This window comes from Pseudoalteromonas sp. 0303 (assembly GCF_013349995.1).
Classification (GTDB): Bacteria; Pseudomonadota; Gammaproteobacteria; order Enterobacterales; family Alteromonadaceae; genus Pseudoalteromonas.
The window spans coordinates 1-25,835 of record NZ_JABVXF010000022.1; the positions used below are offsets into that span (position 1 = coordinate 1).

The 25,835-nt window shown below is 40.6% G+C and carries 21 protein-coding genes and 1 pseudogene; 9 read left to right on the forward strand and 13 right to left on the reverse strand.

Annotated features, from left to right (window positions below; translation table 11 throughout):
* Positions 1 to 60 precede the first annotated feature (60 nt).
* Both HUS62_RS14420 and HUS62_RS14425 read right to left on the reverse strand, forming a co-directional pair.
* Positions 61 to 498, reverse strand: a complete 438-nt coding sequence (locus HUS62_RS14420; protein ID WP_175080069.1) for a hypothetical protein — start codon at positions 496 to 498, stop codon at positions 61 to 63.
* Between the two features lie 63 nt (positions 499 to 561).
* The gene (locus tag HUS62_RS14425) at positions 562 to 2,256 is read right to left on the reverse strand and encodes a cyanophycinase (RefSeq protein ID WP_258536786.1); all 1,695 of its coding nucleotides are present in this window, start codon (positions 2,254 to 2,256) and stop codon (positions 562 to 564) included.
* A 341-nt stretch (positions 2,257 to 2,597) separates the two neighbouring features.
* Between HUS62_RS14425 and HUS62_RS14430 the strand changes: the two are divergent.
* From HUS62_RS14430 to iadA, 3 genes and pseudogenes are all read left to right on the forward strand, one after another.
* Positions 2,598 to 5,520 (forward strand): annotated as a pseudogene (locus HUS62_RS14430) (TonB-dependent receptor domain-containing protein).
* 148 nt (positions 5,521 to 5,668) lie between these two features.
* The gene (gene yfcC / locus HUS62_RS14435) at positions 5,669 to 7,078 is read left to right on the forward strand and encodes a putative basic amino acid antiporter YfcC (RefSeq protein ID WP_175080070.1); all 1,410 of its coding nucleotides are present in this window, start codon (positions 5,669 to 5,671) and stop codon (positions 7,076 to 7,078) included.
* Positions 7,079 to 7,089: 11 nt separating this feature from the next.
* Positions 7,090 to 8,256, forward strand: a complete 1,167-nt coding sequence (iadA, locus tag HUS62_RS14440) for a beta-aspartyl-peptidase (protein WP_175080071.1) — start codon at positions 7,090 to 7,092, stop codon at positions 8,254 to 8,256.
* Positions 8,257 to 8,284: 28 nt separating this feature from the next.
* Here iadA and HUS62_RS14445 read toward each other — a convergent pair whose 3' ends face one another.
* The 4 genes from HUS62_RS14445 to HUS62_RS14460 all read right to left on the reverse strand — a co-directional run bounded on the left by HUS62_RS14445 (position 8,285) and on the right by HUS62_RS14460 (position 12,706).
* A complete protein-coding gene (locus tag HUS62_RS14445; RefSeq protein ID WP_175080072.1) occupies positions 8,285 to 9,571 on the reverse strand; it encodes a hemolysin family protein in 1,287 nt (428 codons plus the stop codon).
* Positions 9,572 to 9,710: 139 nt separating this feature from the next.
* On the reverse strand, positions 9,711 to 10,403 hold the full coding sequence (locus HUS62_RS14450) for an ABC transporter substrate-binding protein (RefSeq protein ID WP_175080073.1): 693 nt from the start codon (positions 10,401 to 10,403) through the stop codon (positions 9,711 to 9,713).
* 124 nt (positions 10,404 to 10,527) lie between these two features.
* On the reverse strand, positions 10,528 to 11,637 hold the full coding sequence (locus HUS62_RS14455; RefSeq protein ID WP_175080074.1) for an arginase family protein: 1,110 nt from the start codon (positions 11,635 to 11,637) through the stop codon (positions 10,528 to 10,530).
* Positions 11,638 to 11,926: 289 nt separating this feature from the next.
* Positions 11,927 to 12,706, reverse strand: coding sequence for a DUF2189 domain-containing protein (locus HUS62_RS14460; RefSeq protein ID WP_175080075.1), 780 nt, complete (start codon positions 12,704 to 12,706; stop codon positions 11,927 to 11,929).
* Positions 12,707 to 12,851: 145 nt separating this feature from the next.
* Here HUS62_RS14460 and udp point away from each other — a divergent pair, with 145 nt between their 5' ends.
* Positions 12,852 to 13,607, forward strand: coding sequence for a uridine phosphorylase (udp, locus tag HUS62_RS14465; RefSeq protein WP_175080076.1), 756 nt, complete (start codon positions 12,852 to 12,854; stop codon positions 13,605 to 13,607).
* Here udp and cdd read toward each other — a convergent pair.
* The 3 genes from cdd to HUS62_RS14480 form a co-directional block, all read right to left on the reverse strand.
* Positions 13,599 to 14,525: a cytidine deaminase gene (gene cdd, locus HUS62_RS14470; protein ID WP_175080077.1), complete on the reverse strand. Its 927-nt coding sequence runs from the start codon at positions 14,523 to 14,525 to the stop codon at positions 13,599 to 13,601. The two genes, udp and cdd, sit on opposite strands and share 9 nt — an antisense overlap.
* A 165-nt stretch (positions 14,526 to 14,690) precedes the next feature.
* Entirely contained in the window at positions 14,691 to 15,059 is a 369-nt protein-coding gene (locus HUS62_RS14475; protein WP_175080078.1) for a hypothetical protein, read from the reverse strand.
* A 441-nt stretch (positions 15,060 to 15,500) separates the two neighbouring features.
* Entirely contained in the window at positions 15,501 to 15,641 is a 141-nt protein-coding gene (locus HUS62_RS14480; protein ID WP_175080079.1) for a hypothetical protein, read from the reverse strand.
* A 12-nt stretch (positions 15,642 to 15,653) separates the two neighbouring features.
* Here HUS62_RS14480 and HUS62_RS14485 point away from each other — a divergent pair, with 12 nt between their 5' ends.
* On the forward strand, positions 15,654 to 16,079 hold the full coding sequence (locus HUS62_RS14485; RefSeq protein WP_175080080.1) for an ATP-binding protein: 426 nt from the start codon (positions 15,654 to 15,656) through the stop codon (positions 16,077 to 16,079).
* On the opposite strand, the gene ppc is transcribed toward HUS62_RS14485, so the two are convergent.
* Entirely contained in the window at positions 16,076 to 18,721 is a 2,646-nt protein-coding gene (gene ppc, locus HUS62_RS14490) for a phosphoenolpyruvate carboxylase (protein ID WP_175080081.1), read from the reverse strand. The genes HUS62_RS14485 and ppc overlap by 4 nt on opposite strands.
* Positions 18,722 to 19,146: 425 nt before the next feature.
* On the opposite strand from ppc, the gene HUS62_RS14495 reads away from it, so the two are divergent.
* Together HUS62_RS14495 and HUS62_RS14500 are read left to right on the forward strand one after the other, a co-directional pair.
* Positions 19,147 to 19,893 carry an SDR family NAD(P)-dependent oxidoreductase gene (locus tag HUS62_RS14495; RefSeq protein ID WP_175080082.1) on the forward strand — a complete coding sequence of 249 codons (747 nt, stop codon included), beginning with the start codon at positions 19,147 to 19,149 and terminating at the stop codon, positions 19,891 to 19,893.
* A gap of 10 nt (positions 19,894 to 19,903) precedes the next feature.
* Complete coding sequence (locus tag HUS62_RS14500; protein WP_175080083.1) at positions 19,904 to 20,512, forward strand: flavin reductase family protein; 609 nt, start codon at positions 19,904 to 19,906, stop codon at positions 20,510 to 20,512.
* Between the two features lie 15 nt (positions 20,513 to 20,527).
* Here HUS62_RS14500 and HUS62_RS14505 read toward each other — a convergent pair whose 3' ends face one another.
* Positions 20,528 to 21,607, reverse strand: a complete 1,080-nt coding sequence (locus tag HUS62_RS14505) for a Xaa-Pro peptidase family protein (RefSeq protein ID WP_175080084.1) — start codon at positions 21,605 to 21,607, stop codon at positions 20,528 to 20,530.
* Positions 21,608 to 21,735: 128 nt separating this feature from the next.
* Between HUS62_RS14505 and HUS62_RS14510 the strand changes: the two genes are divergently transcribed.
* On the forward strand, positions 21,736 to 22,956 hold the full coding sequence (locus tag HUS62_RS14510) for a Xaa-Pro peptidase family protein (RefSeq protein WP_175080085.1): 1,221 nt from the start codon (positions 21,736 to 21,738) through the stop codon (positions 22,954 to 22,956).
* A 152-nt stretch (positions 22,957 to 23,108) separates the two neighbouring features.
* Positions 23,109 to 24,515, forward strand: coding sequence for a YfcC family protein (locus tag HUS62_RS14515; RefSeq protein WP_175080086.1), 1,407 nt, complete (start codon positions 23,109 to 23,111; stop codon positions 24,513 to 24,515).
* A 222-nt stretch (positions 24,516 to 24,737) separates the two neighbouring features.
* On the opposite strand, the gene HUS62_RS14520 is transcribed toward HUS62_RS14515, so the two are convergent.
* Together HUS62_RS14520 and HUS62_RS14525 are read right to left on the reverse strand one after the other, a co-directional pair.
* A complete protein-coding gene (locus HUS62_RS14520; RefSeq protein ID WP_175080087.1) occupies positions 24,738 to 25,067 on the reverse strand; it encodes a HigA family addiction module antitoxin in 330 nt (109 codons plus the stop codon).
* A 10-nt stretch (positions 25,068 to 25,077) separates the two neighbouring features.
* Positions 25,078 to 25,365, reverse strand: coding sequence for a type II toxin-antitoxin system RelE/ParE family toxin (locus HUS62_RS14525; RefSeq protein ID WP_175080088.1), 288 nt, complete (start codon positions 25,363 to 25,365; stop codon positions 25,078 to 25,080).
* Positions 25,366 to 25,835 lie beyond the last annotated feature (470 nt).

The following is a 25,835-nucleotide window of genomic DNA, read 5'->3' on the forward strand; positions in this document are numbered from 1 at the left end:
TTTATAACATCAGTTACTGGAAAAAGCAGGAGTATTGAATTATTGATTGAAAAAGATCAGTTACCTGAATTTAAGTAAGGGCAACTGATCAAAATATATGTGAAAGAGTACTAGTAATACATACTTAGGCAGACTAGTCAGTAAAGTGGTGTTATCAATATTTGCAGAAAAGGTGTTAACAGCAAAATATAAATGCAGCGCTAAAAATGGTGTCAGCAATATAAAGTATGAATAAGCTTTATCTTTAAGGTACAGCGACTTACTAATGAGTAAAAATACTAAAAGTAACGCTAACAAAGGAAGGCCTAAAGTAACGATATCAACCATTGATAAAGCAAAGTTAGGTGACAAGTCATAAAGGGCTGAAAGTACTTCGGTTGGAATCGCAATAGCCGAGCCATAACCTATGACTGGTATAGATAAATAGGCAAATAAACAGCCAAAAATAAATAAAAGTAGTACGTTATATTTCATAACCCCATTCCATGGTTTGTTCATTATTAGCCTTACGCTAACTAATAATGAACAAATAATCCACTACTTTTTCAGTACCTTACATCGTTAAAATGTCTTAACTTTAAAGGCTAGGTTTTCTACCGCACAGCCTGTACTACTGGTGTTTACACGGTAATAATGAGTATTGTCAGTGGCATTTAAGTCCAATAAAAACTCATCGTGCTGGGCTACTGCCTGCTGCTCTTGAGTTAAACACATAGCTTGTACAAGCGAACGTAATTTAGCATCTGAAAATATTGTGCCGAAACGCTGCATCGGCAGTGGCGGAATTTTAATACTAGGGAGTGCATAATCAACTGTTCGTTTAGCGAGATTAAAACCATCCTTTGTTACATCAATAACTGCACCAGCAGGCCAATAACTGATTGCTCCGTTGTTTTTAGCGTCAGATTTAACATGCACGACACCGCTTTTACCAATCACCGTCATTAGTGCGGTTTCACCAGCTCGAATTGATACAAGGGCGGTGGTCTCATCAATGCCAAAGCCATGCTGTTGCCCGGTATCTGCTAGTAATCTTGCCAAACGCATTGTTCTGTTGCGCTCGCTAAAGTGTGTATCAAGAACACCATAAGTAAAGCTGCCAAGCCCACCTTGTTTTTCATAGGTAAGACTATCAGCCGAAATCTTATCACCGCATTCATTTTCACAGCGCTCACTCGGCGCAGACACCGCAAACGAGCCTTCTCTCATTGCCGCTAAACTTGTACCATTTGAAATCATCGGCACTGTGCCGTAGGCATTTTTACCACCACTTTGCACCGCTGTACCTGCGCTTGTGCCAACAAGTAATGGTCTTTGTAAAATTGCGTGAGTCCAAGGATATTGCTTACCGTTATCATCAAACAGTACTTTTCTGGTTAAACTCTGATCGCCACCGTTAAACATAATCCCCGTGGCATTTTCAATTAGCTCAACTAAATGATCGACCCCTTTATCACAAAGCGATTTTTCGGCCTTAATTCGATCAGGGTAAATTGTCTCACGATTAAAAACGCCCATAGAGTCAGTGCGTAAAGAATCCAAACTCTCACATTGCTTACTGGTAATCGCTTTTGCTAAGGCGGGGGTTAGAGGTAACCAGCTTGATTCTACACCAGTAAAGTCTAATAGCCCTTCATAAAAGTCAGCTGATTCATATGGGTCTCTGCTTGAAGCCGTTACCGCTAAAATTGTTGGTGATTCTGTGGTTGTTTTTAATGAAGCAGCAACAAAGTCTAAAATATCATTGGCTGCACGTTCGTTATTATCACTTGTACTAACCTGCTCTTTTTGACGGGTAGAATCTGTATTTAATACAGCGACTTCAAGTGAGTCTATGACAAAGTTGTATTCTGAATCAGTGAGTTCGTTTAGTAACTTGTTATCTAAATCACGCCATGCCCATAAAATATCACTTTTAGTGATCACGCCTGACTTTTCACGTGCAATCTGTGCTAATACCTTAAGCGTTTGCTGACGATTTTTTTTATTCTTTGTTGGCCAATTTGTCTTTATTGCAGATAAAGCATCATTATTTAATCGATATTGATTAGTTTGTTTACCACTAACCTGTTTATTAGAAAGACAATTTTTAGGGCTCATACTTGAGCAGGTGGTCAAAGATCCGCCGACTAAGACCAACGTTTGCTGTTGATCATTTGCATAGACATTGCTGCCAAATGATGCGAAAAACAAACCAAATACCAAAGAAAAAGCTGAAGTTTGATATTTAGTCTTTTGCTCCTTAAGGATGTTCATATTGTTACACTCTTGTAAAAAAATATTAGAAAATTGCTTGCGCAGCTTTTTGTTGCTTGCTATAAAAAAAGGAACATTTAAAAACGCGATTAAGCTAGCACTGTATAGCTAGCTTTGTCAAAAGACCTTACGGATTGGAATTATGTTGAAAAACGCATTATCGCTTTGCACATATTTCTACTCACCACACTACCTTTCGGAGTGGTTTGACGAGTAGCCACACCTCACTTCCTGTGAGGGGCTAGTTGTGTCTATAACCCACTGCCCTGTCTAAAAATTATAACAATTATTCAAAACGTCACGGTTTTGCCGTGTGTTTTTTAAGACAAAGGTAAATCAATATGTTTCGTCAGTTATCAATTGCTGTAGCAATCAGTGCTGTGCCCAGTACAAACTGTGTATGCTCAAAACGACCAACAATCAGAAAAAATTGAACGAGTAGAAGTAACAGGATCACGAATTAAAGGGGTTGATTTAGAAGGAACCATCCCGCTTACAGTGCTTGACCAAGATGCAATCAAGCGCTCAGGAGCGAACACTATTCATGAATTATTAAAAGATTTATCCGTTTTTAAAGGCGGATCTGGTACCTTTTCTACATCTGAAAGTGGTGGTACATCAACCTCAACGCCAGCGGGTCAATCCGCTGCAAGCTTAAGAGGTATGGGCCCCTCAGCTACATTAACACTCATTAATGGCCGCCGTGTAGCACCTAGCTCGTTCGCAGCAGGCACTGAAAACTTTGTTGATGTGAACTCAATTCCGCTTGCTGCAATCGAGCGCATTGATATTTTAGCCACTGGCGCATCAGCAATTTATGGTGCTGATGCTGTCGCTGGTGTTATTAACTATATTCTCAAAGATGACTATCAAGGAGCTGAAGTAAACACTTCTTACACCAATAGTTTTGACAATCATGACGAAGCTAAGAAGCAACTTAACTTAGTCTACGGAACCAATATCGGTGAAAGTAACTTAACGATATTTGCTGATATTTACGACCGCAATGCCTTTAAAGCGACCGACAGAAGTTATACCGCAACACCTAATCTAGTGAATGGTTACTCATATTTACCGAAACTTGAGAACTCACCAAACATTTATTATTACAGCAGCCGAGATGGCAATGAACTACCAGCGCCAAACTGTAAAACAGAGCTTGTCACGACTGAGTATGGTGAGCAAATTTGTGCTTACTATGCTAACCAAGATGATTACCTAGAAACCCCATTTGAAAGCCTTTCAACTGGCTTTATGTTTAACAGCAGCTTAGGTGATTTAGATTGGCATACCGATTTCTTCTATAGCCAAACTAAATCAAAAGCCTATTCATCACCTGCACCAATCAATCAAATAAACGACGATGATGGTCCTTATATCATAGAAGATGCGCTATTCATTTATGATAACGCTGATGGCAGTAACGACCTTATGGAACAGCTTTATATTGATCCATTTACCACTCAAGCAGGACGAGAAGTGTATGGCTTTGCATTTGATGCACGTTTTAATTCACCGCGTACAGTTGAAGTTGAAACTAAAAACTTTCGCTTAGTCAGCAGCCTAGCAGGTTACATTGGGGACTGGAGTTGGGAGTCGGGAGTAACCTTCTCTCGTTCTAAGTCAGAGCAAGAAGCGATTGATGGAATTTACAACCGCTACCAATTTCATGCTGCAATCACTGGTGAATTATGCTCTGACGGATCATTAGCTACATACGATGGAACACAGCTCAATTGTTCGCAAGGTCAGTTAATGCCATTCTACAACCCTTTTTTACAGGGTGATGCTAATAATGATGCGGTGCTTGAACTTGCAAAAGCAAACCCAAGTAGAAGTGGTGAAAGTACAGTTTACGGATGGGATTTAAACTTTAATGGCGATTTATTTACGTTTAATGAGTTACCCATTTATGCTGCATTTGGTATTGAAGCTCGACGAGAAGAATTAAAAGATATTCCATCGTTAGACTCACAAGCCCGTCCTGAAAATGGTTATTTAGTTGATGTTTTTGGTTTTGGCTCGAGCTTATCAGAAGCAGACCGTACGCAATACGCTGCATTTGTAGAGTTGAATGTGCCACTCACTGAGCAGCTAGAACTGCAAGTTGCTGGTCGTTACGATCATTACGATGACTTTGGTGGAACGTTTAACCCTAAAGTGGGTTTAAGCTACCGCCCTTCAGATTCTCTAATTATTAGGAGCTCTTGGTCAACGTCGTTTAGAGCACCTTCATTAACTCAAGCTGGTGTAAAATTACGTACCACACAATCAAGCTTTGATTGCGGCGCAAATCAGGCAGTTGCAGACTTATACTGTATGGGTGATGGTACAGAAGTCAGTGTTAACAGCCTAGAACTTGGGAATCAAGCACTCAAAGCCGAGGAATCTGAAGCGCTCAGCATTGGCTTTGCATGGAGTCCATCTGTAAATACCAATCTAACTGTCGATTATTGGCATTTTGATCATGAGCAAGTCATCGATACCAATATGACTGCAGTGCTAGATAGAGCAATTACAGATGCTTCTCTTCGTCACTGTGGCTTAGTACCACAAGGGCAACAAGGTATTTCGTACGAGCAGCAGCTGTGTGAAGTAACCGATAATGCTGGCCTTAATATCGAAAGTGATGGCGCTAATCTTTCAGAGATCCTAACAAACTACATTAGTGAGTTTAATCCGCGCGAAGATGAGCTATTCCTGCCACTTTTTAGAGACCATGTTATTCCACTGGAAAATACCGGCACACAAACCTTAGCGGGAATTGACTTTAAGTTCGATCATCGTTTTCTTTTTGCAAAAGGCAATTTAACACTCGCTTTCGATGGTACACACTATTTAGAGTTTGAGCGAAATAAACCTGGCTCAGATGCAATCGAAAAATTAATCGGTACTTATCGCTACCCTGAAAATGTAGGCAGATTTTCTATTGATTGGGAAGCAGAGAGTTATTACTTAAATCTCGGTGCCAATTATACCAGTAGTTATGAGGATGATATCGAAGGGCTGCGTGGTCGTGAAATAGACGAACTAGAAGAGCTTGGCGAGCTTAACGAGGAGTTAAAACGTGACGTTGATGACTGGTTAGTATGGGATTTATCAGCTGGCTATTTTGTCAATGATGCATTATCAATCCGCGCTCGTATTGATAATATCTTCGATAAAGAACCGCCTAAACTATATGGTTCAAGCCGCGGGTTTGATTCAATCAATCATAATGCATATGGCACTCGCTATACGTTGAGTCTGAGCTATCGCTTTTAACATTAATGTGGGCGGCTCTATGTCGCCCACATTGCTAAGTTTGTGTTATCAATAACTCAAACTCGCGGCTCTCAGTGTTAATCTTTCTCAGCAAGGGCTACAATACCTTGCTTTTCTCACATTCTTCGAACAATCGTTAAGTGACTTTATGAAAAACAAACAGTTTGCGATGCCTGATGCGAGCATCATTTTGTTATGCGTCGCAGTCATCGCCTATTTAACCAGTTTATTTATAACACCCGGTGTGTTTAATGCCGAACAAGATAGTCACAGTGTTGAATTATCACAGTATCAAAAAGCAACAGAACATACACCACCCGCCATTTTTGCAGAAGGAGGAGGCATTGGTCTAGCCAATGTATTGTTTGAAGGCTTAGTCTCTGGTGACAAATATGGTGCAGCCATCGGGGTAATGGCATTTATTTTAATCACAGGTGGCGCCTTTGGCGTTATTTTAAAAACGGGTGCGATTAATAACGGCATTATGGCGCTGATTAATAAAACACAACACGTAGAGTGGATATTCATTCCTTTGCTATTTGTGCTTTTTTCATTAGGAGGCGCAGTATTTGGTATGGGTGAAGAAGCCATCGCCTTTTGTATTGTGTTATTCCCCATTATGAAACAACTCGGTTATGATGCAAAAGTAACTGTATTAACAACTTATGTTGCGACACAAATTGGCTTTGCTACCTCTTGGATGAACCCATTTAGTATCGCAATTGCTCAATCAATTGCAGAGATCCCGGTGTTTTCTGGTGCCGGATTCAGAATGGTTGCGTGGCTGGTTTTTACCTCATTTGGCCTTCTATTTACTATCCGATATGCTAATTCAATCAGATCGGCAAAGAACCTAAGTGCTCAAGAAAATAACAAGTCAATTAGCTTAGACAGCGCAGATAAGCTTATCTTAATAACCTTTATTGCAGGTATTATTTGGGTTATTTGGGGCGTGATGGCTCGGCAGTATTATATTCCTGAATTAGCAGCGCAATTCTTTTGCCTAGGTATTGCTTGCGCTGTAATCGCCAGCCTATTCAAAAAACAAACTGCCAATGAAAGCGCAAACGCATTTAAAGAAGGAGCCCAAGAGCTCTTACCTGCAGCGCTTTTAGTGGCACTTGCAAAAGGCGTTATTTTAATACTTGGCGGTAGCGATTTAACGTCGCCTTCAACCCTTAATACTTTGCTTTACTATAGCGCCACCAGCATCTCAGTTGTGCCCGATTATATTGCTGCTTGGGGCATGCTATTATTTCAAAGTGTATTTAACTTCTTTGTTTCGTCAGGTTCAGGACAAGCAGCCATAACAATGCCGCTAATGTCGCCGCTCGGTGATTTGTTAAATATCTCACGTCAAATTGTGGTGTTGGCATTTCAGTTGGGTGATGGTTTAACGAATATTTTTATTCCTACTTCTGCTAGTCTCATTGGCTGTTTAGGTATTGTTAAATTAGATTGGAGTGAATGGGCACGTTTTATTTGGCGCTTCACTTTAGCTTTGTTTGGCCTTGCCAGTGGTTTTATTTTTCTCGCACACTTTATTAACTATCAGTAAAAGATTTAATTATGTTAACACTTATAAAAGGCGCAGACGTTTTCGCCCCCTCACCTTTAGGCATTCAAGATGTTCTTATTGCTGGCACAAAAATAGTTGATATACAGCCTGAAATAACTATCGATACCTATCAGGGGATTACCACGGTCGATGGCACTCATTGTATTTTGGCCCCGGGGTTTGTAGATTCACTCGTTCATATAACTGGCGGTGGCGGCGAAGCTGGCTTTGCAAGTAGAACACCAGAAATGAACCTGACTGATGCAACACTGCATGGTACAACAACCGTTATTGCAGCTCTTGGCACTGACTCAAGTAGCCGAACTCATAGTAATTTGATTGCTAAAGCAAAAGAGCTGAAAGAGCTTGGGCTCAACGTTTTTTGCCATTCGGGCTCATATCATTTACCTGCGAAAACACTGACAGGCTCAATCACCAGCGACTTAATGTACATAGATGAGTTTATTGGCGTGGGAGAAGTTGCTATATCTGATCATCGCAGTAGCCAACCCACAGTACAACAGCTTGCAGAACTGGCTGCAGAGGCAAAAGTGGCCGGCATGTTAAGTGGTAAAAAAGGCACTGTCAGCATTCATGTTGGCCCTGTTGACACACATTTATCGTTATTACATGAGGTTGATAAGCTAACCGATATTTCGCTGGCACAATTTTACCCAACTCACATGAATCGTAATATCGACTTACTTAATGCTGGGGTCGATTTTTGTAAAGCCGGTGGCACTATCGATTTTACTACAAGTACAACCGAGTATGACCTTGCTCATGGTGAATACTCTGCCGCACACGCACTAGCTTACTGCCTAGAGAATAAAGTCGACCCAACAAAACTAACCATGAGCTCAGATGGCCATGCAAGCCTTCCTATTTTTGACAAAAGCTTTAACCTGCTTGGCCTTGAAGTAGGTAAAGAGTCCACATTGCATGGCTCGTTTGTAGAAGCAGTGCAAAAATATAATGTTTCGATTGAACACGCTTTAATGGCTGTTACATCAAACCCTGCGCAGATACTGGGTATAAATAAAGGTGTAATTAAGCAAAATGCAGATGCCGACCTTGTGTTACTTGATAAAACAACGCTTGCGCCAACAGAATGCTGGTCAAAGGGTGTTCATATGGTGAGTAGAGGCAAAGCCCTTGTGAAGGGCGCCTTTGAGTAAGGCCGCATCGGCGGCCTTAAACACTATGCTAAACATGTTCAGAAATGCGAGTAACGAGTAGTTGCTCGACTTTCACTCCTTCAACATCGACCACTTCAAACTTATAGCCACCGTAATTAATAAACTCTGCACGTTTAGGCAGGCGTTTCATGGTGTAGATCAAAAACCCTGCGACTGTTTCGTAATGAGACTGTTCAGGGAACTCTTCAATTTCAAGGACCTTAGCAAGCTCAACCACAGGTGTTAAACCATCGACCAGCCAAGATGAATTATCACGTTGAATAATTAACTCTTCACCCTGGTGGCTAATTAAGTCGCCCATAAATCCTTTCATTAAATCTTTAACAGTAACAATACCTACCATTAGCGCGTACTCATTAACCACTACGGCAAACGGCTCTGCCGCTTTTTTGAAAGTATTTAGCGCCTCTGAAAGACTCAATGTTTCTGGCAGATAAAAAATATCTTGGCTTATTAATTCATTATCGATTTCGGCAGTTTGCCCTTTTAGCACCTTGCGTAAGATATCTTTTGATTCAACCGAGCCAATTAATTTATCTAAACTACCATCACACACTAAAAAGTGATTATGAGGGTGCTCAATAATTTTGGTTGCAACTTCTTGAGCATCAGCTTTTACATCAAAAAACACAATTTGATCGCGAGGAGTCATCACACTCGATAAAAAACGTGCTTCTAAATCAAATACATTGCCAATTAGCTCATATTCTTGTTGCTGTAAGCTGCCGTACTCTGCCCCTGCATCCATCATCGCAACGATGTCTTCTGTGGTGACAATATCTTCTCGTTCAGCGGGTACTTTAAACGCGCGTAAAACCAAATTAGTTATACCATTAAAGAAAACAACAAAAGGAGTTAACGCAAAAGTCACCCAGCGCATAATGGACACCACGTTTACCGCAACCGCCTCTGGCATAATCATGGCTAACCGTTTAGGTAATAAGTCAGCAAATAAAATAAACAAAGAGGTAATACTCAAAAACGAAATTAAAAAGCTGATTTGACTCAATAACGGGCCTTGATAAATCATGCCTAAGATTTGTTCTATGTAAGGAGATAATGCTTGCTCACCAACAATACCACCTAAAATGGCAATTGCGTTGAGGGCAATTTGTATCATGGCAAAAAATGCCCCAGGTTGCTCTTGCAAGCTAAGCACTGCTTGGGCTTTTTTGTTGCCTTCGTCCACCATCACTCGTAATTTGATCTTACGAGATGCCGCAATCGCAATTTCGCTCATTGCAAACAATGCACTGATCAAAATTAAAATCATGATAATGAGTAAATCACTCATTGTAGCTCCTAATAATTAAGCGCATTCAGAGTGTTGAATGCAAACAACTTTTTGCTCGTTTAGGCTACATAGAGTTTGGCGAGAATGGACAAAAAGCAGCTGATTATAGCCACTTTGTAGTAATCAACAAGTGCTATTTTTAATCGTTAGCAGCAAAGCCTTTATTTAATTTTTCAAGAGTCACAGGATTGATATTTTTATTGCAAGCAAAGTATAACTGAGGTGTGCCAACGGGCAGTTTAAATATCGGTTTTAAATCTTCAAGGGTGCTGTCGTTATCGCGCTCATATTTAAATTGCTCATCACTAAGGATAACTAAATCGATACTTGAGCGTCTGCTTTTCAGTATATCGTAAATGTTGTCAAAACTATCAAGTAAGATCAGCTGATTACGCTCATCAAAGCCGTTTTCTTTTAGGTAAATGTGTGAATAGTTATTTTTTAATACTGCAATTCGGTATTTCTTAGCTTCATCTATGTTAGCTATAGTTACTTGCTCAGATTTAAACGAATAAAATGACGCCGAAAAGCCACCAATTTTCGCTACCCAAGTAAACTTATCTTCGCGTGCCGGAAGCCTTGCCATAGAAAAGATGCAGGTATTGCTATCACGCAATGCAGCGTTATATGAAATTGACCAAGAATTTACTGACAGCTTATAATCTACGCCACTTTTTTCTAAACCTGATTTAACTTTATCAACCACAGTGCCAGTTAATACGCCATTTTCATCTAGGTATTGAAAATTAGGAAAGTTTTCGGTCACCACAGTGATCGCTGCAAAACAAGGTTGCAGAAAAAGCAGCAATGACAGGGTTAGAATTGTGCGCATGATGAGCGATACCAAATAAATTATAATTATTTTTTATAATAATATAGCTCGAAGTTGCAGATATTGAAATATTATTTAGTAAAAAGGAATGAGCGGAAATAGGGTGTTTCCGCTCTAGAGTCAATTACTTATTCATTGCATTAATTAAGAATGCTGAGATTTTAGCGCCTTCTCTTAGCGTTGTTTCAGAACTTGTTTGACCAATTAATGAGCTGTCTGTGAATGGTGCAATTTCCATCATGTCAGCACCAGTAATTGGGAACTCGTCAGCCAATGCAAGTAGAATGTCTAATGCATGCTGAGGTGTTAAACCGCCGGCTTCTGGTGTTCCTGTCGCTGAAGCAAAGCTTTCATCAAGTGCATCAATATCAAAGCTCACGTAAAGCTCATCAACATTATCTGCTTTAAGCTGTGCAATTACTTCTTTAGCAACTGCTTTAGCGCCACGTTCAATGATTTCATGTGCCCAATGTTGTTTAACACCAAACGTGTCTTCCCAATGTTGCTTAGGCTTACCACTAGAGCGGATACCAAATTGAATTAAGTTGCGTGGAGCTGGTAAGTACTCAAGAATATGTGTACACCATGAACCAAAGCATAAATCGATACCTAAACGTTCTACTAATAAGTCTGTATGAGCATCAAAATGAATGATTGCAGTGCGTTTACCCGCATCACGCTTTGCTTTTAAGTAAGCTTTTGTCAGCGGGTAGCTAATTGAATGGTCACCACCGATACCAAAAATCCCCTTATCTGGGTAATTGGCATAAAAGCCGTCACAGACATCTTCAGTGATAGACAAAGGCGATACATGATATTCGCTTTTTTCATCAGCATATAACGCTTTTTGACAGTTTGTAATGGTTGCATCGTTAAGGTATTTATCATGAAGTAAATGTGGGATCACACGAACATCACCTAAATCAAAGGCGCGCGCTTGTGGTTGTTGATCAATCAAGGTAGAGCGTAAAAATAATGGACCCCAGTTAGCACCACGTAAAATACCACCTCCACAGTCAGAGCTAATACCTAAAATTACCGCTTTGTGTTCAGACTCTGCCAGTGTTTCAAGTGACTCTTTCCAAAGCACATCAACATTATCTGTTTGGCCGTATAATTTAGTACGCAGCGCATCTTTACGTTCTTTTGCTGTATTAACTGTAAATACGCCATCGCCAGGAGGACAAAGACACTGACTTAGTTTTTCGTGGAAGGCTTTTTGTGTGTTACTCATCTCTACTCCGCTGATCTTTATCTGCATATTCATGCGTAATTAAAAAAGTTACGCAATTAAGTTTGTGTATAGTCTGGATTTTTGAGACTCAACAATCACTTGCTCAACCAAACCTATAACTCACTGATATTAAATAGTTATAATTTTAATGCAGATGAATTTAAACTGCTCTAGTCAAATAAGAGCGCTGTATTTGGGCAGGTATAACATGCGCGAAAAGAAAGTCAAATTTTGCGGCAACCTAGGTGATTGCCGCTATAGATTTATATTCAAACGAAGTGAATACTCATTATTCATAGCCTCTTGGCTTCTTGGTTTTGATTACTGCAATGTAAGCATGCCAACTGGCATAGCTCAATAAAGGCATAATAACGATAAACCCAGCAGTGCCTGTAATAAAGCCGACAAACACTAAACACAAGATCAAGCCAGCCCAAACAACCATAGCACCAAAATTGGTTTTAACCGCGTTCATCGAAGAAATTACCGCAGTCATAATATCAACACGGCGTTCCATCATAATTTGCGGGGTAAATGCTGAAATCGCAAATACAGTGACCAGTAAAATACCACCAACCATACTACCTAGCGTTAAAAACGCAGATAACTGCTCAAAACTCGGGTTAACAACGTTCGGGTACAATGCATGAATAAGTGCAGCTAAGCGCATCCAAACAATCATAATTACCATTAATAACACCGCAAAGCCCCATTCACCTGCTGGGTTTCTAAACATCGATTTAAGGCTGTGCATTAAAGTGGGTTTGTGGCCTTTTTCAAGCTCCCATGCAACATCGTAAAGTCCGGCAGCAAAAGCAGGGCCAATTAATGCAAAGCCAACGACTGCAGGCAATATAACTAAGTGCGTATCAAACTGATAAACAAAATACATGATAGTCGCAGGTATCAAGGTAAATACTAATCCGTAGACTAGACTCAGTATGGGCGCATTAGCGATATCTTTAAATGCAAGTGCTAACCAATGAAAAGGCGCACCAATTGAAATTTTCGAGCTTTCTAAACAGCGTGCAAACTCATGGTGTTTACTCATAGAAGATGAAGCAGGCATAATATATCCTCTTTTATCGTTACTTCTTTAGGTTTAGGTTATCTGTGCGATTCTTGCAACATTGGTGATCTAATAGGACATCTGTCCTGTACTTTAAACGCATATGATTAAAGTATTACGCTTTAGACAAAAATAAGGTTTAATAATGGAAAAGGTATTTCACTTAGGGCTTACTCGTCAGGACTTAAACGGCGCAACCCTTGCGATTGTCCCTGGCGATCCTGACCGCTCAGCACGCATTTCAACACTTCTCGATAACCCTGAATGCTTAGCGAAGACCCGTGAATTTCATGTATACCGAGGTGAGCTAAACGGGCACAGCGTTGTAGTTTGTTCTACCGGTATTGGCGGCCCATCTACATCAATTGCTGTTGAAGAGCTTGCTCAGCTAGGTATTGATACCTTTTTGCGTATTGGCACGACCGGTGCAATTCAGCCACACATTAACGAAGGCGACATTTTAATTAGCCAAGCTTCAGTTCGTTTAGATGGTGCTAGCCAGCATTTCGCACCACTAAGCTACCCTGCTGTGTCTGACTTCTTTGCAACACAAGCGATGGTAAATGCATGTGATAAGCTAGGAATTAATTTCCACATTGGTATTACTGCATCGAGTGATACTTTCTACCCGGGTCAAGAACGTTACGATACTTATTCTGGCTATGTTCCTCGCTCATTCCAAGGCAGCTGTGAAGAGTGGCAAAAACTAGGCGTGATGAATTATGAAATGGAATCAGCAACACTATTTACTATGTGTGCTGCCCTTGGCTTACGCGCAGCCTGTGTTGCAGGGGTATTAGTAAATCGTACTAAACAAGAAATTCCGAATGTTGACCACGGCGAGATTGAGAAAAAATCAGTCGCCGTCGTCATTGAAGCTGCAAAACTATTGCTAAGCTAGTTTAGCAACACAGTGCTCAAATGCTGGTGGGTTTGCAAAGCTTGCCAGCACACTTTTAGCCACCTCATATTGATTTTCTGCCCCTTGTGTTTCTAACAAGGTGATTGACTTAACTGTTTTATCATCAAAGGTTAAGCCCGCAAGATAAAACTGACTCAATGCACTTTGTAATGGCGAAAGGCTTGGGCTATAGGCTGCATTTTCAGCATAACTTCCGTAAAAGTCACCTTCATCAAAAGTCGTTAATTTAACCGCACTAAAGTTACCTGTGTAAGGCACGTATGCATTGAGTGCCAATTGAATAAGTTTAGCATCATCAATCGAAAGATCAGTAAACTGTTTATCGCTTTGCTTATTAGAAAAAAAACAGGCTTCATTGCCTAGGTCTTTCGGGCCAAATGAATAAGGTAATAACTCATGAAGATTAAAATCGCGTTCTGGCAATAAAATCTCAAGTGAGTCTGCGGTGCTCAATTCATTCATAAATTGACGGCAGTAACCACAAGGTGCATCGCTAATAGCAATTTTTAACACTGCTTGCGCGCCATTAAGCCATGCATTATTAATGGCTGATTGCTCAGCATGAACGACCAAACTCAATGCTTGATGAGAAAACTCAACATTTGCGCCAAAATAGAAATTTGTCTCGCCTTGCTTGTTTAACCCTACAGCAATAGCGCCAACATAGAATTTAGAAATAGGCGCGACAGAAAATAAACTTGCGACGGGTACACAGGCTTTTAGTAACTCAAGTTGGCTAACTTGAAACTGCTGACAAAGAGAAGAAATATCAGATTGAGATAAGATGCCACGTTGCTGTTTAAGCTGGGCAAAAAGAGAATTTTTTTGTTGATCATTGAAGCTAAACGGCTCTGAATTTTGAGCTAGTTTGCTTGCATCTATCCTAGTTGCTGTCATAACAAATTATAATTATTAATTGGCTAAACAGTTTAAAAGGTTACGTAATGAATTGCTAGGTTTTGGCGGTAAACATCAAGGTAAATCGCACAATAAAAGCTAAAAATTAGCGGTATTTGTAAGCCCAGATATACACAACAAAATAGCGATGACAAGCTCGACCAATTATTGACGAACCAGCCAATTTTTTGCTTTGTTAAAACATTCAAAGTTTTCAGCTTGTAAGTTATAGCGCTTTGCTTTTTGCATAAATAAGTCGTGCATAAATCCATCAAAACTTACAACAATTGCTACAACAGCTTCTTTCAAAGAGTTTGCCACTTCCGGCATGATGGTGAATAAATCAGCAGGTGCGAAATTGTGCGTCATTTCAGACACATCAACGAGTATTTTCTTTGACCCATGTAATTCTGAATATTGTTGGGCAATTTGGTAAAAATTTATCACATCCTGTGCACTAGCAGTCCCTCTTAACGTCATCATCACGAGTGACGTCGATGCATCATAAGTGATGCAAGTAGACACGTTTGGCATAAGTTACTCTAAAAAAGCGTGGGGGTTGATTTGGCTTAACAGTAGCTGAATCAAAAAGCTGGGCTATTTTATTAATATCGCCTCTCTAGTCAACACCTAGCAATAAAATAGGTATGACCAGTTGTGAAATTCAGATTTTAGGATTAGATCTAATTTAAAGAATTGTTATGCAAATTCATACCTCATTTACTTTAAACGCAAGTATGAATTTTCCTTTCATAGAATCAAACTTTATCAGATAAACCTATATTTAGTTAAAATTTATAATATTTAGCGTTATTTAGACAGCAAAATGGGTGAGCAATTTTTATGCTCATTTTTTAATGGATTGGTGTGTCATGAAAGCGCGATTGGTTATATTATTTGGCTTGAGTTTGTCAATGCGCTGATTTAAATCGAAAAAATAGCCTCTTTAACAGCACTGGTATCCAGTATGGCGCATCAACTTAATACCCCTATTGGCACCATAGTGACCGCAAGTTCATTAATGCCGGCATCGTCGAAGAATTTAAAGCGCTCAATGTGTCTATTCACCTTGATAAACCAATGAGCAAAATACAGCTGCCAAGCTTTATTAGTCATCGTTTATACCCTTTGAGTAAACATCTGGGTAAACAAATTGAGTTTAAAATTCATGGAGATGAGGGTGTTATTACGTCTTATCCAACTATTTTAAATGATGTATTAAAAACCTTGGTAATTAATTCCTGTGAGCATGCCTTTGTTAATACTGACCAAGGTGTTGTCGAAGTAATAATTAAAGCCTATACACATGTAGTTGAAATTACCTACCAAGATAACGGCGTTGGAATAAACGACGAAATACTTCATGAAATACTCACGCCATTTTACACCACTAATTTAGGCGGTAATCATTTGGGGCTCGGTTTAAACGTAGTATTTAACGCAGTTAAATATAACCTAAGAGGGAAAATCGGCGCCGAGTCATGTAAGCGCGGCGCACGATTTGTTATTAGCCTACCAATCGATGCTCGATTGGTTGATGACACCAGCTATTAACCGGTATTACGCATACCTGCAGCAATACCTGTCATAGTGATCATTAATGCATTATCAATATCGCCCTCTGAACCCTCGTCAGCTTCGCGTGAACGACGTAGTAACTCAACTTGTAATAAGTTAAGTGGATCTGTGTACGGATTACGAAGCCCGATTGACTCTTTGATCCAAGGTTGGTCTGCAAGTAAGCTCTTTTGCGGGCTAAGCGACTGAACAAGCTCAATAGCCTCGCTCAATTCTTGACGTAACTTCACGCCTAATGGCTTATATTGTTCAGTTACTAGTGCATCATCGTAATGCGCACTTAACCATGTATCAGCTTTACTAAATACCATCTCTAGCATCTCTAAACGAGCACGGAAGAATGGCCATTTTAAGCTCATTTCATGAAGTGTCTCGATGCCATACTTATCTAACGCAGCTTTTAGGCCTGTTAATGCGCCTAACCAAGCTGGCAGCATTAAACGGTTTTGGCTCCATGCAAAAATCCATGGAATAGCACGAAGGCTTTCTACCCCACCGTTCGGGTTACGCTTAGCTGGGCGAGAACCAAGTGGCAGTTTAGAAAGCTCTTGCTCTGGGGTTGCCATTCTAAAGTAAGGAACAAAGTTTTCATCATGGCGCACAACTTGACGGTAATGCTCACACGAATCTGCACTAATAAGCTCCATAACATCACGCCATTCGCTCTTCGGCTCTGGTGGCGGCAGAAGGTTACTTTCAAGAACAGCACCGGCATAAATATTTAAGCTTTGTAGCGCTACAGCAGGCAAACCAAACTTAAAGCGGATCATTTCACCTTGCTCTGTTACACGCAGGCCACCTTTTAATGAACCCGGAGGCTGTGAGCGAAGTGCTTGGGCAGCTGGTGCGCCACCGCGACCGACAGTACCACCACGGCCGTGGAATAAAATAAGCTCAATACCGCGATTTTCGGCTAATTGAACCAGCTTATCCATAGCTTCATATTGTGCCCAACCGGCAGCCATCATACCTGCATCTTTTGCTGAGTCAGAGTAGCCGATCATGACATTTTGTTGGTTTTGAATATGACCACGGTACCAAGTGTTATCAAGTAAACATTCGATAACCTCTTTACCATTATTTAAGTCGTCTAACGTTTCAAATAATGGCGCAACCGGTAAGTTAAACTTACAACCACTTTCTTTAAGCAGTAACTGTACTGCCAGCACATCAGATGCAGTGCGTGCCATCGAAATTATATACAAACCAAATGTTTGTGCATCTTGCGCTGCAATTACATCGAATGTATCTAGCACCTCTTGTACTTCTGGGCTTGGTTGCCAATGTTTTGGAATTAACGGACGTCGAGAGTTTAGCTCAGCAAGTAAAAACGCTTGTTTGTCTTCTTCTTGCCATTGATGGTAATCACCTAAACCTAAATAACGTGTTAGCTCCGAGAAAACATCACCATGACGCGATGAATCCTGACGTACATCAAGTTTTGCAAGGCGCAGACCAAAGCTGTTAATGCGGCGCAGAACATCAAGCAGCAAGCCATCAGCAACTACTTTCATGTTGGTCTTAATAAGCGAGCGATAACACACTTCGATTGGGTGCTTAATTTGCGCGATATCGGTAATTAAATCTTCAGAATCAGCGCGCTTTTTCTTTATTTTAGCGCCCAAATGCGTCACTGTTTCAGCAATTTGATTCTTTAATTTTTTAAGTACCGCACGATAAGGTTCAAAGTCTTGGCCGGCAAGCTCAATAAGCTCATCACTTGCATCCGACATAGATAGCTCATTGCTTAGCGTTTCGATATCACGCGAATACAAATCAAGTGCCATCCAGCGGCCATGATCAAGTACTTGCTGTGTGACTTCAGCAGTTACAAACGGGTTACCATCACGGTCGCCGCCCATCCAAGAAGTAAATTCAATTGGGCTGAAATCAATAGGTAGCTCTAGATCAAGCTCTGCTTTTACGTCTTCGCCAAACTCACGTAAGAAACGCGGAACAGCGTGCCATAAGCTATTTTCAATAACCGCAAAACCCCATTTAGCTTCATCAATTGGCGTTGGGCGTGAACGACGAATATCGTCGGTATGCCACGCTTGGCTAATAAGTTGGGCAATACGATTTAATAAATCTGCACGTTCACTAGGTAGGTTATCTTTACGCTCTAAAGAGGCAAGACAATCACTTAATTCAACGTGTTTATTAATCATTGTACGGCGTGTCACCTCAGTTGGGTGAGCCGTCAGTACTAAATTGATGTGGAGTTTTGAGAGTGTTTGTGCCAAGTGATTAGGATCAACTTGACCTTGCTTTGATGCTGTTGCTAACGCTTTTAATGTTTGAGTGAGAGGGTTTAGTTGGCAAAAACCAACATCATTAAAGCGCGATACGGTATGAAATTGTTCAGCAACATTAGCAAGATTCAAAAAATGATTAAATGAGCGTGCAACCGGTAATAGTTCTTCATCTGTGAGAGCGTGTAGTACTTCGATAAGCGCTTGTCTGTCGGCTTCGTTACCACTACGTGACGATTTAGATAAAGCGCGAATCTCTTCTACCTTATCTAAAATGGCTTGTCCTTGTGCATCTTTAATGGTTTGACCCAGCATTTGTCCAAGCATACTAACATTACCGCGAAGTGCAGCGTATTGTTCACTCATTCTCATACTCCTTTCTTTAACTAAGTTGAAAGTACTTACTGCACAGTATTTAGCCAAGCACGAACGCAGCTAAATACTGATCCCTTTTATTAATATCATTGTCAGCGTTAATTTAATAGATCGAATTTTCTAACATACTCGTAAAAAAGAATAACCAATCTATAAACATAAAAGTGTAATAAATACGCAGCTTAGTCAGCTGCAAAGCGTTAAAGCCAGCTTGATTGGTAAAATGGACTTACCAATTAAAAAGGTAAAATCCCCGTAAATTAAGGCATCCTTAATGTTTGCATGGTCAAATCTTTACCCGCCTTTTTTTATGTGTTTGTAGGGTTAGAGCAAGACAAACAGAGCTACTATCATTTTATTAGTTGGTGATATTTTGAGCGAAAAAAATTTTCAAATATTTTTAGAACAGGTCAAAAATGCAACTCTATATTTTGTGCGGTGCAGGCAGTGAAATTGCAAATGCTTATTTCACTACTCTTCATAAACAAATAAACACGGGTCATATCGTAACCATCAGTCGAGGTGAATTTAAGGCAAGTTTTAATGAATCTGTAAGCAATGAGATAAGCCACCAGCATTTTATTACTGACTACTCAGAGCAAAGCTTAAGTGGTATTGCGAAAGAACTTGCCAGTGGCCACTATGAATTAACACAACTGATGATATTTAATGGCCTACTGCATGATCCAGAGCACGTACCTGAACGTAAACTTGAACAAATATCTGAGCAGCACTTTATAAATAGCATGCAGACAAACGCCCTACTGCCAATTCGCTGTGTGGCTTTATTCTCAACGCTTTTAAAGCCACAAGTTTCAACTGTGGTGTGTGCCCTTAGTGCACGTGTTGGTAGCATTAGTGATAACAAGTTAGGCGGTTGGTATAGCTATCGGGCATCGAAGGCGGCATTAAATATGTTATTTAAATCTGCAGCAATTGAACTTAGCAGACGCTATAAAAAATGCCACTGCGTGTTATTTCACCCAGGTACTACTGATACGCCATTATCAAAGCCCTTTCAAGCTAATGTGCCCGAAGGAAAGCTATTTACCCCTGAGTTTGTAGCCGAGCAGCTGCATTCATTGATAAGTGATGCTAACTATTTACAACAATCACAAAACCCTGCCTACTTTGACTGGCAAGGAAAACCCATAGACTGGTAACAGGAAATTTATGCATTTTACAAAACAAGCCATTGCTGATTTAGAAAACCGCTACCGCGCTCATTTAATTAATAGTTTGTCGGGGTTTAAAAGTGCCAACTTAGTCGGCACTCAAAATAGCAACGGCCAAACTAATTTAGCGATTGTCAGTTCAGTATTTCATCTTGGCGCACATCCCCCTTTAGTGGGTATGATAATTAGGCCCCATTCAGTGCCTCGCCATACCCTAGAGAACTTATTAGCCACTAAACAGTACACGATTAACCACGTAAACAAAGACATTTATAACAAAGCACATCAAACATCGGCACGCTACGACAAGGACGAGTCTGAATTTGATGCAACAGGGCTCAGTACTGAATACCTAAATGAATTTACAGCGCCTTTTGTTAAAGAAAGTAAGCTTAAATATGCGCTTGAGCTGAGAGAACACCACCACCTTGCCATCAATGGCACTGAGCTGATCATAGGTGAAATAACCGACATTTACTTAGATGAGGCTTGCTTGCAAGAAGATGGCTTTGTCGATATTGAAGCCATTGACACAGTCGCAGTGAGCGGGCTTGATAGTTACCATGTAACTGAACGTTTAGCCCGCTTAGCGTATGCTAAAAAATAACCTTTAATTTAAGCACTAGATTATAAATGGCTTAGGCGCATGGGTTAACACCTCAAAACCAGATTCGGTGACAACTATGTCATCTTCTAGGCGCACACCACCGTAGCCTGGTATATAAATGCCAGGCTCAATAGTGATCACATTACCAACTTCAAGGTTGTAGTCTGTCAATGTGTTAATAAATGGCACTTCATGTAAAAATAGCCCTAAACCATGGCCCAGGCCTTTACCTGCGTACTCACCAAAGCCCGCCTCAGCAATCACCTTGTTTGACATGGCATTTAAATCTAAACAGTTAACACCTGGTTTAACCATTTCAAGTGCCGCATTTTGTGCATCGAGTACAGTATTATAAATACGGGTTTGTTTTTCTGACGCTTCGCCAATGATGTAACTGCGAGTCATATCAGAGCGATAGCCATTTACAACAGCACCAAAGTCAAGGGTTACAAAGTCACCTTGCTTTAAAACCTGATCTGACGGGTTACCATGCGGTAAGGCAGAGCGTTCTGCAAATAGCATGATAGTGGCAAACGACATACCTTCTGAGCCAAGCTTTTGCATTCTAAATTCAAGCTCTAAGGCAAGGTCTCGCTCAGTTACCCCCGGTTTAAAATAAGGTAGTGTTTGTGCTAATGCTTCATCAGCGATGGCCGCAGCAGCTTTAATTTGTGCAACTTCCCAGTTGTCTTTAACGCGTCTAAGTTTTTCAATTAAACCGTTTACCGCTGTTAAAGTGTGGCCGCTTAGCTCATCTGCCACACCTTGCCAAATTGCTACCGTGACATAGCTTGCATCAAATGCGACATTGCTGTTTGGGTTAAGGTGCCTGTTTATACAATGGCCAAGAGTTTCGTTGTCTCTGTCTCGACAAACAATTTCGAACCCTGTTGTTTCAGCAATTGCACGTTGATGGTAACGGTAATCAGTGATCAACACACACGCATTTTGAGTAATTAATGCATAAGCAGCATTACCGCTAAAACCACTTAAGTAACGAATATTTTCATGACCAAGTACTAACATGGCGCTGTAACCTTGTTGCTCTAGCAAGGCTTTAAATTCAGCTTGTCTTTTTAAGTAATTAACTTGCATTGTCGCTCCTTATTTTTGCGCATGCTAACAGTTATAACCATAAATACGAATATTATGCGATTAGTCGCAGTGAGTTTGCATCGGGTGTTTACTCAAGCCACAATGCACAAAAAACCAAGGAGTACTCAATGACAACATATGGTATTGGCACACAAACGCCAGAGCAGGCGCTTGACTCTTTGTCAGATATGACAACAGATTTAACCCCTATTCAAAATGACGAATTTCATGCGCGCATCGCAAAAGCACAAGCGTATATGCAAGCAAACAATATTGATGCAATTTACTTAAATGCAGGCACTAACCTAGCCTACTTTACAGGGATGCGTTGGTACGCCAGTGAGCGTTTAGTTGGCGCTATTTTACCTGCTAAAGGTGATGTGCAATACATAGCGCCGTTTTTTGAAATCGGCAGCTTAAACGATTTTATGGTGATTGATGGCCCAATTCGTGGCTGGCAAGAGCACGAAAACCCTTATCAACGGTGTGTAGATGTTCTTACAGAAATGGGCATTAGCAAAAATGGCACCCTTGGTATTGATGAAAGCGCACAATTTTTTATCTACGACGGCATTAATAAAGCGAACGGCAATTACAACATTGTTAACGCACAGTGCGTAACAGCTCATTGCCGCATGCATAAATCAGCCAGTGAACTTGCCTTAATGCAACGTGCTATGGACATGACTTTAGAAGTACATAAAGCAACGGCAAGTATGCTTTATGAAGGTATCACCACCACTGAAGTTGAAGCCTTTATTAAAAAAGCGCACCAAAAAGTCGGCGCACCGGGTAACTATTTTTGTATTGTGTTATTTGGTGTTGCGTCGTCTTTCCCGCATGGCGTTAAAAACCCGCAAACCCTTAAAAAAGGTGATGTGGTACTGATTGATACTGGCTGTAAAGTACATGATTACCTCTCTGACATTACCCGTACTTATGTATTTGGTGAAGCAACCGATCGCCAACGTATGTTTTGGCAACACGAGAAAAATGCCCAACTTGCTGCTTTTGCTGCCGCAAAAAATGGTGAGCCATGTGGCAAAGTAGACGATGCTGCAAGGCAGTACCTAGCCGAAAATGGCATGGGTCCAGAGTATCAAACACCAGGCTGTCCACACAGAACAGGTCATGGCATTGGTTTAGATATTCATGAATGGCCATACCTAGTTGGTGGTAACCCTACCCCACTCGCACCAGGTATGTGTTTTAGTAACGAACCCATGTTAGTAATACCGGATGAGTTTGGTATTCGCTTAGAAGATCATTTTTATATGACAGACGAAGGTCCGCGCTGGTTTACCGAGCCTGCTCATAGCATTGATGACCCATTTGGGTTAGCTAAATAAAATTCAAATAAACTTTATAAGGCCAGTTTTCTGGCCTTTTTTGTATCGAAATTATTACAATCATTAACAGTGTGGATATTTTAGAGACAACCTATCAGCTTTTATCATGTTATGATTTCAAGAATTTAACCTAACATAATTACGGAGAATAAATGGGTTTACGTTTTAAAGTTCCACATACCCTGATACTGCTGCTGGGCATGATGGTTGTTGCGCTTATAGCTACCTGGTTAGTACCACAAGGTTTTTTCACTACTACATTGAGTGAATCTGGCCGCGAAATGGTTGTTGCCGGCACCTATCAAACAGTTGCTGAGCGCCATTACCTAACCCCATGGGATTTATTACAAGCCATACCTCGCGCTTTTGCTGCTGCTCAAGATGTTATTTTCTTTGTGTTAATTGTTGGCGGTGTATTAGCTGTTGCACGTGCCACAGGCACTGTTGATGCACTCATTGGTAGGCTTTTAGAGCGACATGGTAAAAAGCCGCAACGATTAATCTTTATGGTGGTGTTTTGCTTTGCCTTAGCATCAAGCAGTATCGGTACCGCCGGTGAATATATTCCTTTTGTTATTATTCTTGTAGCGCTTTGTAAGGCAATGCGACTAGATGCAATGACTGCCGTAGGTATGATAGTCGCAGGTTATGGTATTGGTTATGGTGTTTCGGCATTTAACCCATTTACGGTATTAATCGCACAGCAAATTGCAGGTATTCCTGTTTACTCTGGCCTATGGTTACGTTTAGCTATATTTATTCCATTTGTGCTCATTGGTTTTCATCATGTTTGGCAATACACCAAAAAGGTAGCGAACGATCCGTCTAAATCAATGATGATTGGCGTGCCTTGCCCACTGGAAAATCAAACAGCAACAAGTTACCCAGCACTTGCCCTGCGCCATAAACTAGTTTTAGGCAGCTTTATTATTACCCTTGCAATTGCAGTATGGGGCATCGCAACGAAGGGCTGGTACTTATACGAGCTAGGTGGTGTTTTTATTGCTTGGGGTGTAGTTGTAGCCATTTTAGGCAAACTCTCTGCTGATGAAGCAGCTAACAAATTTATAGAAGGCGTGTCTGATCTTGTTACTACCGCAGTGTTAATTGGTGTTGCACGTGGTATTGCACTTATTTTAGAAGACGGCCAAATCCTGCATAGCCTTGTACATGGCATGTCGTTACCGCTTTCTTATGTATCAGCTGAAATATCTGCAATTGGCATGTTGGTTATTCAAACCCTGCTTAATACCTTTATTCCTTCTGGTTCAGGGCAAGCTTATGTCACCATGCCACTAATGGCGCCACTAGGTGATTTAGTGGGTGTACCAAGACAAGTTGCCGTGCTTGCTTATCAATTTGGTGATGGCTTTTCAAATATGATCATTCCTACCAATGCTGTACTGATGGGCATTTTAGGGATGGCTGGTGTGCCTTACGGTCATTGGTTTAGATTCTGTTTACCACTACTAATTAAACTAATGGTCGCAGCATCGGTTGTATTAGTTTTAGCAGTAATGTTTGGGTATGGCTTAGATGTGCAGCCCACACTAAATTAAGTTAGTTGAGTGAGCTAATTGGCTCCAAAGTTAATGATGCCCGCTAACACCTTTGTGTTAGCGTGGCTCTGTGCATTACATGCCACGAAATATTGTCAGATGAAAAGCTAATTATAAAAACTTATGTACGAAAGCTTTTAATTCGTCTTTCTCAGCTTCACTAGCAAATGAATTTGCCGGAATGATCAAGATTGTGGATTGACAATATACGTTATGAGTTCTTTAAATAGTTTGTGATGTACGTAGTGAGGTTTCTTTAGCAGAAAGTAAGGGTTTTACAGATTTAGCCTCTTCTTGATAACGGTTTCTCGTATCCCATAAATCTACGGAGTGCTGGATATTAAGCCAAAACTCTGGGGTATTCCCTAACGCAGCAGCTAGCTTAATTGCAAGTGGCGCCGTTAAGCTACCGCCATTAATCAAGTTACTAACTGTATTTCTATGCACACCCATTGCTTCAGCTAAAGTTTTTGATGTAATGTCCATAGGCTCTAAAAACTCTAGCTTCAGCATTTCCCCTACACTCACTGGACGACGCTTTGTTATACGCATAACTCTTACCTCAATACTTATGAGGGTCTAAATAGGTGTTTTCTGCTACACCATCAACCCACTTAAAAATCAATCGATACTGTTTGTTCACTCGTATTGAACACAAATCTTTCAAGTTACCTTCAAGATGTTCAAACCGGTTACCTGGTGGTACTCTTAAGTCAGATTCAGCCTTTGCTGCATCTAATATTTCTAGCTTACGATATAAAGCATTCTCGATAACCTTAGGGATTAGTCGATGCCGCTTATCCTCTTCATAGAATGCTTCGAGCCACTCATCCTTAAAATCTACAGCCATATCCTTGCACTGTCCTATTGTGCATCAGTATAGAAATAATAGCGCACAGTCATAATGTGCACAACATATACGTTTAAAAATCACTCTGGGCACTTTTGTCGTGTATAAACTTATTCGTAGAAAACCATTTTTAGATATAAATGGGTTAGTGCTTAAGGTAAGCTCTATGCCAAAATCAGAAAATAAGCTGTACCTTTATTATGCCCCAAAACAAGTTAGGGTAAATGATCTAATAGCTGCTTTAAGCGTGCAAATATATAGTTGCTTATCTAGCCAAACTTAGGTGTAATGTAAGCATAATAATCACTGAGTAATGCAGGGATAGCTTAGATAAGATAGACACGCCAGTAACGTTGGCTTGATATCGCTTAGGCCAGAAAAAACAAGTTCCCATAACACAAACAACACCAACTCTGACACACCGAGCAGGTAGCGGCTCAGTCCAACAAGCGATTATGCAACACAAACTG

What these genes read in the sequence shown, in the direction of transcription:
- HUS62_RS14420 (WP_175080069.1), bottom strand. Translation starts at nt 498, where the DNA reads ATGAACAAACCATGGAATGGGGTTATGAAATATAACGTACTACTTTTA.
- HUS62_RS14425 (WP_258536786.1), bottom strand. Translation starts at nt 2,256, where the DNA reads ATGAACATCCTTAAGGAGCAAAAGACTAAATATCAAACTTCAGCTTTT.
- yfcC (WP_175080070.1), top strand. Translation starts at nt 5,669, where the DNA reads ATGAAAAACAAACAGTTTGCGATGCCTGATGCGAGCATCATTTTGTTA.
- iadA (WP_175080071.1), top strand. Translation starts at nt 7,090, where the DNA reads ATGTTAACACTTATAAAAGGCGCAGACGTTTTCGCCCCCTCACCTTTA.
- HUS62_RS14445 (WP_175080072.1), bottom strand. Translation starts at nt 9,571, where the DNA reads ATGAGTGATTTACTCATTATCATGATTTTAATTTTGATCAGTGCATTG.
- HUS62_RS14450 (WP_175080073.1), bottom strand. Translation starts at nt 10,403, where the DNA reads ATGCGCACAATTCTAACCCTGTCATTGCTGCTTTTTCTGCAACCTTGT.
- HUS62_RS14455 (WP_175080074.1), bottom strand. Translation starts at nt 11,637, where the DNA reads ATGAGTAACACACAAAAAGCCTTCCACGAAAAACTAAGTCAGTGTCTT.
- HUS62_RS14460 (WP_175080075.1), bottom strand. Translation starts at nt 12,706, where the DNA reads ATGCCTGCTTCATCTTCTATGAGTAAACACCATGAGTTTGCACGCTGT.
- udp (WP_175080076.1), top strand. Translation starts at nt 12,852, where the DNA reads ATGGAAAAGGTATTTCACTTAGGGCTTACTCGTCAGGACTTAAACGGC.
- cdd (WP_175080077.1), bottom strand. Translation starts at nt 14,525, where the DNA reads ATGACAGCAACTAGGATAGATGCAAGCAAACTAGCTCAAAATTCAGAG.
- HUS62_RS14475 (WP_175080078.1), bottom strand. Translation starts at nt 15,059, where the DNA reads ATGCCAAACGTGTCTACTTGCATCACTTATGATGCATCGACGTCACTC.
- HUS62_RS14480 (WP_175080079.1), bottom strand. Translation starts at nt 15,641, where the DNA reads ATGACTAATAAAGCTTGGCAGCTGTATTTTGCTCATTGGTTTATCAAG.
- ppc (WP_175080081.1), bottom strand. Translation starts at nt 18,721, where the DNA reads ATGAGTGAACAATACGCTGCACTTCGCGGTAATGTTAGTATGCTTGGA.
- HUS62_RS14495 (WP_175080082.1), top strand. Translation starts at nt 19,147, where the DNA reads ATGCAACTCTATATTTTGTGCGGTGCAGGCAGTGAAATTGCAAATGCT.
- HUS62_RS14500 (WP_175080083.1), top strand. Translation starts at nt 19,904, where the DNA reads ATGCATTTTACAAAACAAGCCATTGCTGATTTAGAAAACCGCTACCGC.
- HUS62_RS14505 (WP_175080084.1), bottom strand. Translation starts at nt 21,607, where the DNA reads ATGCAAGTTAATTACTTAAAAAGACAAGCTGAATTTAAAGCCTTGCTA.
- HUS62_RS14510 (WP_175080085.1), top strand. Translation starts at nt 21,736, where the DNA reads ATGACAACATATGGTATTGGCACACAAACGCCAGAGCAGGCGCTTGAC.
- HUS62_RS14515 (WP_175080086.1), top strand. Translation starts at nt 23,109, where the DNA reads ATGGGTTTACGTTTTAAAGTTCCACATACCCTGATACTGCTGCTGGGC.
- HUS62_RS14520 (WP_175080087.1), bottom strand. Translation starts at nt 25,067, where the DNA reads ATGCGTATAACAAAGCGTCGTCCAGTGAGTGTAGGGGAAATGCTGAAG.
- HUS62_RS14525 (WP_175080088.1), bottom strand. Translation starts at nt 25,365, where the DNA reads ATGGCTGTAGATTTTAAGGATGAGTGGCTCGAAGCATTCTATGAAGAG.